Here is an 11,628-nt window from a genome sequence, read left to right on the forward strand (position 1 = left end):
GCTCACGGGCCCCGCTCCCCGCGACGTCGGGGGGCGGGGCCCGTCTCCATTCCACGCCGGTCGTGTGGTCCCGCGCCGGCGGCAAGGGTTACGCTGGGCGCTCAGCAGTACACCCCCGACACTCCGGTCACGCGCCTATTCTGAGCGCGAGCCGCGCCGGCCGCCCCCGGGCCCGGGCGTGGGACCCGTCGCGACCCGTGTCGCGCCCCGAGAGAAAGGCCGTGCCCCGTAACACATCCGTGTAACGCGTGGCCCCCCGAATCCGATGACAGGTACAGCAGACGAGTTGGAACTCGCCGTCGCCGACGCGGTCAAGGGTGACCGTGCCGCTGCCGCGCGGGTGCTGGAGCTCGTGCGACCCGGTGTGGTGCGGTACTGCCGCTCCCGCGTCGGAGGCTCGGAGAGGGCCAACCTGTCTGCTGACGATGTCGCCCAGGAGGTGCTGATCGCGGTGCTCTCGGCTCTGCCGGGATACCGGGATCAGGGACGTCCCTTCATGGCCTTCGTGTACGGGATCGCGGCTCACAAGGTCGCGGACGCCCATCGTGGCGCCGCGCGGAACAAGTCCGATCCCGTGGAGTACCTACCCGAGGTGCTCTCGACCGACACGGGACCGGAGGACCACGTCCTCGACGGCGAGGTGTCGCGAGCGGTGAGCCGCCTGCTCGACACTCTGCCAGAGAAGCAGCGGGAGATCATCCGACTGCGAGTCGTGGTCGGACTCTCCGCGGAGGAGACGGCGGAGATCGTCGACAGCACGGCCGGAGCCGTGCGCGTCGCCCAGCACCGGGCGATGAAGCAGCTCCGCGCGAGAATCGAACAGGACGGAGAGGAGCGATGGCGATGAACGACGACGATGTCGACCCCGGCGCCCGGGACGACGACGCCTCGCTCGACGAGCACGAGGTGGACCCAATCGAGGTCGACCGTGACGACGAGCTCCTCGACGCCCTCGGACGCGGAGAGCGCCCCGATGGGGACGATCCGCTCCTGGCCCTGTTCGCCGATTGGCGTGCCGAAGCCGGATCCGCCGACCTGCCCGCGCTCCCGAGCGACGAGGCGATCGAGGTCGCTCTCGCCCCGAACGTGTCGCGGCTGCGGCCTCGACGCGGGTGGGTCTCCTCCGGCGACCACCACCACGGCAGGCGTCCCGCGCTCTGGCAGGCGGTGACCGGCGCCGCGGCCGTGGCCGCCGTGATCGTCGGTGGACTGTCCGTCGCCGCGCACAGTGCGATGCCCGGCGATCCGCTCTGGGGCGTGTCCAAGACGATCTTCTCCGACCGCGCCGGTGACGTCGAGCTGGTCAACGACCTCACCGAGTTCCTCTCCGCCGCCGACCTCGCCGCCCGCGAGGGTGACCGGGGCGAGGCCGAACGCCTCCTCGACGAGGTGAGCGAGCGGCTCGACGAGGTCTCCGACGCCTCGGAGCGCGTGGAACTGATGAAGCGCAGGGACGCCATCAAGCGCGATCTCAGCCGGGTGACCCCGAGCACGGTGCCGTCGCCCGCACCGGCGCCCGCCCCGACGTCGGCGCCCGCCCCCGCACCGGGGGCGGCGACGCTGGTTCCGGGCGTCCCGGTGCCGCTGCCGTCGAATCTGATCCCGCCGCCGCCCCCCGGCATGCCGGTCATCCCGCTGCCACTCGACGGTCTCCGCATCTCCACGACGCTCCAGATCCCGATCGACACCCAGCGGATCCAGGACTTCCTGGCGCCCACCACGGGCCGACCGAGCGGGGGCGTGGGGGAGGACCAGTTGGGCGTGCAACCGTCACCGTCCCGCACCACGGTGACCCAGGTGCCCACCCCGACCCAGCAGCCGCCGACGTCGTCCCAGCAGACGCCTGAGTCCACCCCGCCGACCAACTGATCGGGGGCGGCCGGCCCCCTGGCCGGGTGGTCGCCTTTGTCACACCCCGAACGAACCGATCCCCGCCTCCCGTGACCGGGAGGCGGGGATCGGTTTCTCTGTCCGGGATCCGGGTTCAGCGACGCCAGTTCAGCCGGCGGGGACGCATCGCGCGCACCGCGTCCGCGTAACCGCGGCAGTACTCCCAGGTGACGTAGTCGTCGGGGATGGGGTCGAAGGCGGGCTCATGGGGCAGCAGCGAACCGTCGTCGAGCAACTGCATGAGGTTGGCGCGCAGCATGTCCCACTCGTGGTAGTGCTCCTCCGCGCAGTCCTCGCACTGCACCGCGACACCCTTGACCCCGATCGGGGCCAGCAGCCGGCGAAATTCTGCGAGGTCTGCCAGGTCCTCCTCGATCGCGCGTCGCTCATCGGCGTCGAGGGGGCCCGAGGGCACCTCGTCGTCGATCGGGTCGAGCCCGGCCAGCTCGGCGGCCGGGTCATCCGGATCGCCGGCGAACGGGTCGGGCGGCATTCCGTGCCGTAGGGGATCGTTCACGCCGTCCACCGTACCCGTGACCACGGTCTCACGGGGCCGACGGTTCGAGCCGCGGGCCCGGTAACCACTATCCTCGAACCCAGCACCGAGACGACCCCCCAGGAGGACGGCAGATGAGCGAGTCGCAAGGCCCCGTGCGCACCGGCGGCGACGACCCGACCAAGGTCGCGATGGTGGGCCTGACGTTCGACGACGTTCTCCTCCTCCCGGCCGCGTCCGAGGTGGTCCCGAGCGAGGTCGACACCAGCACGCGACTGACCCGGGAGATCACCCTCCGGGTGCCTCTGATCTCCTCGGCGATGGACACCGTCACCGAGGCGCGCATGGCCATCGCCATGGCCCGCCAGGGCGGCATCGGTGTCCTGCACCGCAACCTGTCGGTGGGGAACCAGGCCGCCCAGGTCGAGACGGTCAAGCGATCCGAGGCCGGGATGGTCACCGACCCGGTCACGTGCGCGCCGAGCGACACGCTGGCCGAGGTCGACCAGATGTGCGCCCGCTACCGGATCTCCGGCCTGCCGGTGACCGACGAGCGCGGCGAGCTGGTGGGCATCATCACCAACCGCGACATGCGATTCGAGATGGACAAGTCGCGGCGGGTCGACGAGGTCATGACCCGCGCGCCCCTCGTGGTCGCGCGCGAGGGCGTGACCGCCGAGGCCGCACTGGGGTTGCTGCGCCGGCACAAGATCGAGAAGCTGCCGATCGTGGACGGGGACGGACGTCTGACAGGCCTCATCACGGTCAAGGACTTCGTCAAGACCGAGCAGCACCCGGACGCCACCAAGGACGCCGACGGACGGCTCCGGGTGGCCGCCGCGATCGGCACCGGCGAGGACGCGTGGCAGCGTGCCGGCGCCCTCACCGACGCCGGTGTCGACGCGCTGGTCGTCGACACCGCGCACGCCCACAACCGGAACGCCCTCGACATGGTGGCCCGCGTCAAGCGTGAGCTCGGCGACCGCGTCCAGGTCATCGGCGGCAACCTCGCCACCCGCGGTGCCGCCCAGGCGATGATCGACGCGGGCGCGGACGCCATCAAGGTGGGCATCGGCCCGGGATCCATCTGCACCACGCGCGTCGTCGCGGGCGTGGGCGCGCCCCAGATCACGGCGATCCTCGAGGCCTCGGCGGCCGCGAAGGCGGCCGGTGTCCCCGTGATCGCCGACGGCGGGATGCAGTACTCCGGGGACGTGGCCAAGGCGATCGCCGCGGGCGCGTCGTCCTGCATGTTCGGCTCTCTGCTGGCGGGCTGCACCGAGTCGCCGGGCGAGCTGATCTTCGTGGACGGCAAGCAGTACAAGGTGTACCGCGGCATGGGCTCGCTGGGAGCGATGCGCGGGCGCGGTAAGCCCGGCCAGGAGAAGTCGTTCTCCAAGGACCGCTACTTCCAGGACGACGTGCTCTCCGAGGAGAAGCTGGTCCCCGAGGGCATCGAGGGGCGGGTCCCGTACCGGGGTGATGTCGCCCAGGTCCTCCACCAGCTGGCCGGCGGTCTCCGCGCGGGTATGGGCTACACGGGGTCGGCGACCATCCCGGAGATGAACGACGCGCAGTTCGTCCAGATCACGGCGGCGGGGCTGCGTGAGAGCCACCCGCACGCGATCCAGATGACCGTCGAGGCCCCCAACTACAACGTCAAGGACTGACTTCGTGCGCAACGTCGTGGAGATCGGCCTGGGTCGCGAGGCCCGCCGGATGTACGGGCTCGGCGAGGTGGACATAGTCCCGTCCCGCCGGACCAGGAGTTCCAAGGAGGTGTCGACCGCCTGGCAGATCGACGCCTACCAGATGGACATCCCCGTGATGACGCATCCGACGGACGCGGTGGTCTCCCCGTCCTCGGCCGTCGAGATCTCGAAGCTCGGCGGTCTCGCCGTGCTCAACGGTGAAGGACTGTGGGCCCGTCACGCCGACCCCGAGGCGGTGATCGACGAACTGCGTGAGCTCGCCCTGGAGGACCTGACCGGGCACCGCGCGGTCGCCCGCCTGCAGGAGTTGCACCGCGCGCCGATCGACCGGGAGCTGCTCGCCGCGGCGGTGCAGCGAATCCGCGACGAGGGCGCGACCGTGGCCGTGCGGGTCTCGCCGCAGCACGCGCGCGAACTCACGCCGGGTCTGGTCGCGGCCGGGATCGATCTGCTGGTCGTGCAGGGCACCATCATCTCGGCCGAGCACGTCAGTGGTGAGGACGCCCCGCTCAACCTCAAGGACTTCATCGGCGGTCTCGACGTGCCGGTGATCGCCGGCGGGGTCGTGGACTACAAGACCGCCCTGCATCTCATGCGCACCGGTGCCGCCGGCGTGATCGTGGGCTACGGCGGCGCCGACGGCGTCACCACCACCGGGCCGGTGCTCGGCATGGAGGTCCACATGGCCACCGCGATCGCGGATGCGGCCGCCGCGCGCCGCGACTACCTGGACGAGACCGGTGGTCGCTACGTGCACGTGCTGGCCGACGGTGACATCTACACCTCGGGTGACATCGCCCGCGCGGTCGCGTGCGGTGCGGACGCGGTCGTGCTGGGCCCGCTGCTGGCCGGGGCGCTCGAGGCCCCGGGCCGCGGGGTGTACTGGAACTCGGTCTCCGCGCACCCCAAGGTCCCGCGGGGGCACGTCGCCGAGGTGGAGGACGAGACCGCCCTGGCGCCGCTCGCCGAGGTCCTCGAGGGGCCGACCAGCGTCCCCGACGGCACCCGCAACCTCATGGGTGCCCTGCGGCGGGCCATGGCCAAGTGCGGGTACTCCGACGTCAAGGGTTTCCAGAAGGTGGACCTGTCGGTCCGTCCCTGATCCCTCCGCTTCCAGTCCGCGCACCCGGATGCCCCGCAAGGGCCCGGGTGCGCGGCCGTTCCGGCGGGCGCCCCTGTCGGCCGCGCTACCGACAGCGGCCGACCTCTGGACAAACCACTGGCTACTGTCGGGTAAGTTAGCCGTGCTCAGGTACTGTGACCCACAACATCGACCACCCCGGGAGTTGCATCATGACGTCACACAGGCAGTCGACCCCGTCCCACGCCCCCTCCGCGGCGACGGACACCGATGTCCTCGTCATCGGATCAGGCTTCGGCGGCAGCGTGACGGCCCTGCGGCTGACGGAGAAGGGCTACCGCGTCACGGTGGTCGAGGCCGGTCGTCGCTTCGAGGACGCCGACCTGCCCAAGACGTCGTGGCGTCTGCACAAGTACGTGTGGGCGCCCAAACTCAAGCTGTTCGGTATCCAGCGGGTCCACATGATGCGCGACGTGATGATCCTCGCCGGCGCGGGCGTGGGAGGCGGCTCGCTCAACTACGCCAACACGCTCTACAAGCCGACCGGCCAGTTCTTCAAGGACCGCCAGTGGGGCCACATCACGGACTGGGAGGAGGAGCTCACACCGTTCTACGACCAGGGCCGCCGCATGCTCGGCGTGGTCACCAATCCCACGCACACCCACTCGGACGAGGTCATGAAGAAGGTCGCCCGCGACATGGGCGCGGAGGACACCTTCGTCTACACCCCGGTCGGCGTGTTCTTCGGCGAGAAGACCGGCGGCGAGGGCAAGCCCGGCGAGAAGGTGTTGGATCCGTACTTCGGCGGCGTCGGCCCGGACCGCAACGCGTGCATCGAGTGCGGTGAGTGCATGACCGGTTGCCGCCACAACGCCAAGAACACCCTCATGAAGAACTACCTCGCCCTGGCGGAGCGCGCGGGTGCCCGGATCCTGGACCGCACGACGGTCAGCGACCTGCGCGAGCGCGCCGACGGGACGTGGGAGGTCACGCTCGAGCGGACCGGCGCGTGGACCAGGCTCGGCAAGCGCACCACGACCACGACCGCCCAGCAGGTCGTCGTGGCCGCCGGCACCTGGGGGACGCAGCACCTGCTCCACTACGCCAAGGACTCGGGCTCGCTGCCCCGGCTCTCGGGCGCCCTCGGCAGGCTGACCCGCACGAACTCGGAGGCCATCCTCGGGGCGATGCGTCCGAACTACAAGCCGGAGCAGGACTTCTCCGAGGGCGTGGCCATCACGTCGTCGTTCCATCCCCGGCCCGACACCCACATCGAACCGGTCCGCTACGGCAAGGGTTCCAACGCCATCGCCGTTCTCCAGACCCTCCTCACGGACGGTGACGGTCCGCTCCCGCGGTGGCGTGTCCTCATCAACGAGGTCCGGCGCGACCCGAAGGTCTTTATCCAGCTGTTCAACCTGCGTCGCTGGAGCCAGCGTTCGGTGATCGCCCTGGTCATGCAGAACCTGGACAACTCGCTGCAGACCTACGTCAAGCGCTTCGGACCGTTCCGCTACGTCACCAGCAAGCAGGGCCACGGCGAGCCCAACCCGACGTGGATCCCGGCCGGCAACGAGGCGACGCGCAAGGTCGCCGAGGAGATCGGCGGGCTGGCCGGGGGCACGTGGGGCGAGATCGCCAACATCCCGCTCACCGCGCACTTCCTCGGTGGCTGCGTGATCTCCGACTCGCCGGAGACGGGCGTCGTGGACCCGTACCACCGGGTGTGGAACTACCCGACGATGCACATCGTGGACGGCTCGGCGATCTCGGCGAACCTCGGCGTCAACCCGGCGCTGAGCATCACCGCCCAGGCGGAGCGGGCGATGTCGCTGTGGCCCAACAAGGGAGAGGCTGACCCCCGGCCGGCGCAGGGGGAGGCCTACCGTCGCCTGTCCCCGGTGAAGCCGGTGCGCCCGGTGGTGCCCGAGGACGCGCCTGGCGCGCTGCGGCTGCCGATCGTGGAGGTCTCTAGCGGCGGGTCGCCTGCTCGCGGGTGAGGGCGAGTAGGCGGTCCATCGCCTCGCGGATCGCGGAGGCCACCAGGTCCGGGTCGGGGACGAGGTGCTCGCAGGCGTTGATGCCCACGTCGAGCTGACCGTCGACGGACATGGCGGTGATCGACAGTCCGGAGCCGTGGATGAGCGGGCCGAGCGGGTACATGCGGGTGACCCGCCCGCCGAGGAAGTCGAGTTCCTCGGCGGGGCCGGGGATGTTGGAGACCACCAGGTTGTGCACGACGGGGTGCAGGTCTGCGAGGTGGAAGTCGCCGTAGATCCGCATGAGCATGTGCAGTGTGGTGGCGGGGGCGAGTTCGGCGACGTCCTGGATGAGGTCGGGTCGCATCCCGTTCCTGGTCTGTTTCTTGCCCCGGCTGGTGCGGGCGGAGATGGCGCGCAGTCGGTCGAGGGGGTCGGCGATGTCGGTGCCGAGGGACGCGAACAGGACGGTGACGCGGTTGTGGCCGCGGGCGCCGTCGGCGTCGCGGGTGGAGACGGGCACCACCGCGATGAGCGGCGGGTCGGGCAGGTCGTCGTGGGCGCGGAGGTAGCGGCGTAGTCCGCCGCCCACCGCGGTGAGGTAGACGTCGTTGACGGTGACGCCGAAGGCGTCCTTGACCTCGGCGATCTCGTCGAGGTCGAGGGAGGTGCCCCAGACGGCGCGGTGGGGGGTGATGGTGGCGTTGAACCGGGTGCGCGGTGCGGTGAACGGCGCGGCTCTGGGGACGACGACGAGGTGCTCGTTCCCGTCCGCCGGGCTGTCGTCGTCGGGGGCGGGCTCGTCGGGTGTCGCCGTCGACGGGGGCGTGTGCAGTGCGAGGGGCAGGGTCAGGACCTCGGGGATGAGCCGTGCCAGGGTCAGCGGGCGTCGTACGGTGAAGTCCCACAGACCGCCGGCGAGGAGCCGGAGGGGGTTGGCGCTGCCGGCTTCGACGCGCACCATGTCGAGGCCGCGGGGCGGGTCGGGTCGTCCGGCGTTGCTGAGTCTGAGCAGGATGTCGGCGCCGTTAACCCCGTCGAGGACGGCGTGGTGGGCGCGGAAGTAGACGGCGACGGTGTCGGGTTCGGCGAGCCCCTCGAGGATCCACATCTCCCACAGGGGGCGGGTGCGGTCGAGCGGGCGGCTGCCGAGGGTGCCGCACATCTCGAACACGGCGCGTTCGTCACCCGGTTCCTCGACGTCGACGCGGCGGACGTGGGCGGAGACGTCGAGGTCGTATTCCTCGACCCAGGCGGGGTGGCCCAGGTTGAGCGGGGAGTCGTAGATCTTGCGCCGCAGTTCGGGGAGTTCCTTGATCCGGCGGCCGAGTTCGGTGCGGAGTCGGTCGAAGGAGTACGCGACTTCGAGGTCGGACACGTCGATGAACAGGACCGCGCCCACGTCGAGGGGCTGCTGGGCGGTCTCGAGGTACAGCAGGCTCGCGTCGAACCCGGTCATCCGTTCCATGGGTGCCCTCCCGCAAGTGTGAGCCCGTCGCCGGGCCCGGGGTCGTGGTGGGAGTTCATTGTGAACCCCTGGGCGGGGGATGTGGTGGAGTTCGGCGGACGGGCCGTGGGGCCTAGACTCGACGCCGTGGCCGAGAACGCACAGACCGACTCCCAGATCACCGCCGAGGCGGTGGCGCCCCGTCCCGTCCTCGTCGTGGACTTCGGCGCCCAGTACGCGCAGCTCATCGCGCGTCGGGTGCGCGAGGCGCGTATCTACTCCGAGGTGATCCCGCACACCGCGTCCGTGGAGGAGATCCGCGAGAAGGACCCGGTCGCGCTGGTGCTGTCGGGCGGGCCGGCCAGTGTCTACTCCGAGGACGCGCCGTCGATCGACCCGGCGGTGTTCGAGCTGGGACTTCCGGTGTTCGGCATCTGCTACGGCTTCCAGGCGATGGCCGGCGCGCTGGGCGGCGAGGTCGCGCACACCGGGAACCGCGAGTACGGGCGCACCGACGTCTCCGTCTCGGGTGGCGTGCTGCACGCGGGCCTGCCGGAGCACCACCCGGTGTGGATGAGCCACGGGGACGCGGTCACCGCCGCCCCGGACGGCTTCGAGGTCACCGCGTCCTCGCCGGGCGCCCCGGTGGCGGCGTTCGAGAGCCCGGAGCGCCGGATGGCCGGCGTGCAGTACCACCCGGAGGTGCTGCACTCGCCGCACGGTCAGCAGGTGCTGAGCCGCTTCCTCACCGAGGTCGCGGGGCTCGAGCCGACGTGGACCGCGGCGAACATCGCCGACCAGTTGGTCGAGGCGGTCCGCGAGCAGATCGGGGACGGGCGTGCGATCTGCGGCCTGTCGGGCGGCGTCGACTCGGCGGTCGCGGCGGCGTTGGTGCAGCGGGCGATCGGTGATCGCCTCACGTGCGTGTTCGTCGACCACGGTCTGTTGCGCGCGGGCGAGCGCGAGCAGGTGGAGAACGACTTCGTGGCCGCCACGGGTGCCCGCCTCATCACGCTGGACGAGTCCGACGTGTTCCTGGGGCACCTCGACGGGGTGACCGATCCGGAGTCCAAGCGCAAGATCATCGGCCGCGAGTTCATCCGTTCCTTCGAGCGGGCGGTCACCCAGGCGCTCGAGCTCCAGGGCGAGGACGGCGGGTCGGTGGACTTCCTCGTCCAGGGCACGCTGTACCCGGACGTCGTGGAGTCCGGCGGCGGGTCGGGTACCGCCAACATCAAGAGCCACCACAACGTGGGCGGCCTGCCGGACGACGTGGAGTTCACACTCGTCGAGCCGCTGCGCCTGCTGTTCAAGGACGAGGTCCGCGCGGTGGGTCGCGCGCTCGGACTGCCCGAGACGATCGTCAGTCGGCACCCGTTCCCGGGGCCCGGCCTGGCGATCCGCATCGTCGGGGCCGTGGACCGCGACCGGCTGGCCACGCTGCGGGCCGCGGACGCGATCGTGCGCGAGGAGATGACGGCCGCGGGCCTGGACGCCTCGGTGTGGCAGTGCCCGGTCGTGCTGCTCGCCGACGTGCGCTCGGTGGGCGTGCAGGGCGACGGCCGCACCTACGGTCATCCGATCGTGCTGCGTCCGGTGAGTTCTGAGGACGCCATGACGGCCGACTGGACGCGGGTGCCGTACGAGACGCTCGCGCTGATCTCCAACCGCATCACCAACGAGGTCCCGGACGTCAACCGTGTCGTGCTGGACGTGACCAGCAAGCCGCCGGGCACCATCGAGTGGGAGTGAGCACCACCCCCTGAGCCGAGCCGCACAGCCGCTCTTTCTCACACAGCGCCGAGCCACGCAGCCGCCTCGTCGCGCCGCGCAGCCGCTCCCCGCGATGGCGCCTCGCTTCCGCGCGTGCCCGCCTCGTTTCGCAGCCGCTCCCCGCGATGGCGTCTCGCCCACACCGAAGAGCGCGCGAGACGCCATGTTCACGTGCGGCTGTCTTCCGGGTGCGCAGGAGCGGGAGCGAGACGCCAGGCCGAGGAGCGGCTGCTGTCAGGGCGCGAGCACTCATGTGGGCGCGAGACCACCGAGCCAGCAGGCGACGGTCGGCCCGTCCCGCCGCAAAGTCAGCCTCAGATGTAGCCGAGCGCCTCGCGGCCGGCCGAGGTGAGGCGGACCCAATTCGCGGTGGCGGGGTCGTGGACCTCGGTTGCCGGCAGTTCGAGCCAGCGCCGTCCCCGGCTGATGCGGGTGCGGATGTCGTCCACGTCGGCGCCGAGGACGCCTGCGCACCAGGAGATGCGTCGCTCGGCGGTGTGATGCTGGAGAACCAGCAGCTCGAGCACGTCCGGCGACAGCCGCCCGTCCGTGACAGCGGCCGCGGCATCGGCCGTCAGCGCGGGCGGGTTCTCGAGCCGGGTGCCGTGGATGTGGTCGGCGGTCTCGTAGCGGGGCAGCGAGAGCGCGGCCAGACACCCCACCACCACCACCGCGGTGGCGAGGATGACCGGCCAGTGGTCAAACATACCGATGAGGTTGCCGAGGAAGATCAGGGTGAACATGGCGGGTCCGGCGAGGGCGGGACTTCGCCACCAGCGGTGCCCGGGGGCCGCCGGGACTTCGGCGCTCCCACTGTGCCCGCGGAAGCTCGCCCGACGGGCCCAGAGGACGATCCCGACCACCGCGACCGCCGCTACGCCGACGAACGCCGCGAGGGACGTCGCTGATCCGCCCGGCAGCAGGTCGGGATTGGCGATCATCACGAACGCGAGCGCACAGAACACTCCCAGCGCCGGCCGCTGCCACGTGCCCTGCCTCTCGGCCCGCCGCCACAGCTCCCAGTCCCGGTCGACGATCGGCTCGCCGGCACCGGCAGGTGTGGCGGACTCGGTTGCGCCGGCACCGGCAGGAGTGGCGGGCGCGGTCGGCCCTGCGTCTGCGGCCGGGGCGGGTCTGAGCTTGCGGACATGCGCCGACCGCAACAACCCGACCACGGCAACAACCCGACCACGGCAACAACCCGACCACGGCAGCAACCCGACCACGGCGATCGGCCGCCCCCGGGTGGC

The 11,628-nt window shown here is 71.2% G+C and carries 9 protein-coding genes; 6 read left to right on the forward strand and 3 right to left on the reverse strand.

Annotation, left to right across the window (positions count from 1 at the left end):
- Positions 1 to 265: 265 nt before the first annotated feature.
- Both A6035_RS04530 and A6035_RS04535 read left to right on the forward strand, forming a co-directional pair.
- The gene (locus A6035_RS04530) at positions 266 to 847 is read left to right on the forward strand and encodes a sigma-70 family RNA polymerase sigma factor (RefSeq protein WP_043568407.1); all 582 of its coding nucleotides are present in this window, start codon (positions 266 to 268) and stop codon (positions 845 to 847) included.
- A complete protein-coding gene (locus tag A6035_RS04535) occupies positions 844 to 1,869 on the forward strand; it encodes a hypothetical protein (protein WP_235026633.1) in 1,026 nt (341 codons plus the stop codon). The genes A6035_RS04530 and A6035_RS04535 overlap by 4 nt, the downstream gene beginning before the upstream one ends.
- Before the next feature lie 115 nt (positions 1,870 to 1,984).
- On the opposite strand, the gene A6035_RS04540 is transcribed toward A6035_RS04535, so the two are convergent.
- Positions 1,985 to 2,407 carry a DUF5319 domain-containing protein gene (locus A6035_RS04540; RefSeq protein ID WP_412523616.1) on the reverse strand — a complete coding sequence of 141 codons (423 nt, stop codon included), beginning with the start codon at positions 2,405 to 2,407 and terminating at the stop codon, positions 1,985 to 1,987.
- A 113-nt stretch (positions 2,408 to 2,520) separates the two neighbouring features.
- Here A6035_RS04540 and guaB point away from each other — a divergent pair, with 113 nt between their 5' ends.
- The 3 genes from guaB (at position 2,521) to A6035_RS04555 (ending at position 7,179) form a co-directional block, all read left to right on the forward strand.
- Entirely contained in the window at positions 2,521 to 4,056 is a 1,536-nt protein-coding gene (guaB, locus tag A6035_RS04545) for an IMP dehydrogenase (protein WP_108846800.1), read from the forward strand.
- A 4-nt stretch (positions 4,057 to 4,060) separates the two neighbouring features.
- Complete coding sequence (locus tag A6035_RS04550; protein WP_108846801.1) at positions 4,061 to 5,200, forward strand: GuaB3 family IMP dehydrogenase-related protein; 1,140 nt, start codon at positions 4,061 to 4,063, stop codon at positions 5,198 to 5,200.
- A gap of 191 nt (positions 5,201 to 5,391) precedes the next feature.
- Positions 5,392 to 7,179, forward strand: coding sequence for a GMC family oxidoreductase (locus A6035_RS04555; RefSeq protein ID WP_108846802.1), 1,788 nt, complete (start codon positions 5,392 to 5,394; stop codon positions 7,177 to 7,179).
- On the opposite strand, the gene A6035_RS04560 is transcribed toward A6035_RS04555, so the two are convergent.
- The gene (locus tag A6035_RS04560) at positions 7,151 to 8,626 is read right to left on the reverse strand and encodes a WS/DGAT/MGAT family O-acyltransferase (RefSeq protein WP_108846803.1); all 1,476 of its coding nucleotides are present in this window, start codon (positions 8,624 to 8,626) and stop codon (positions 7,151 to 7,153) included. The genes A6035_RS04555 and A6035_RS04560 overlap by 29 nt on opposite strands.
- A gap of 126 nt (positions 8,627 to 8,752) precedes the next feature.
- Between A6035_RS04560 and guaA the strand changes: the two genes are divergently transcribed.
- Entirely contained in the window at positions 8,753 to 10,357 is a 1,605-nt protein-coding gene (gene guaA / locus A6035_RS04565; RefSeq protein ID WP_279629904.1) for a glutamine-hydrolyzing GMP synthase, read from the forward strand.
- A gap of 335 nt (positions 10,358 to 10,692) precedes the next feature.
- On the opposite strand, the gene A6035_RS04570 is transcribed toward guaA, so the two are convergent.
- Positions 10,693 to 11,553 carry a hypothetical protein gene (locus A6035_RS04570; RefSeq protein WP_235026634.1) on the reverse strand — a complete coding sequence of 287 codons (861 nt, stop codon included), beginning with the start codon at positions 11,551 to 11,553 and terminating at the stop codon, positions 10,693 to 10,695.
- Between the last annotated feature and the right edge of the window lie 75 nt (positions 11,554 to 11,628).

It is taken from the genome of Dietzia lutea, from assembly GCF_003096075.1.
Taxonomy (GTDB): domain Bacteria; phylum Actinomycetota; class Actinomycetes; order Mycobacteriales; family Mycobacteriaceae; genus Dietzia; species Dietzia lutea.

Bases quoted from the DNA above. Each gene is read 5' to 3' on its own strand.
- A6035_RS04530 (WP_043568407.1), top strand. From the start codon at position 266: ATGACAGGTACAGCAGACGAGTTGGAACTCGCCGTCGCCGACGCGGTC.
- A6035_RS04535 (WP_235026633.1), top strand. From the start codon at position 844: ATGAACGACGACGATGTCGACCCCGGCGCCCGGGACGACGACGCCTCG.
- guaB (WP_108846800.1), top strand. From the start codon at position 2,521: ATGAGCGAGTCGCAAGGCCCCGTGCGCACCGGCGGCGACGACCCGACC.
- A6035_RS04555 (WP_108846802.1), top strand. From the start codon at position 5,392: ATGACGTCACACAGGCAGTCGACCCCGTCCCACGCCCCCTCCGCGGCG.
- A6035_RS04560 (WP_108846803.1), bottom strand. From the start codon at position 8,626: ATGGAACGGATGACCGGGTTCGACGCGAGCCTGCTGTACCTCGAGACC.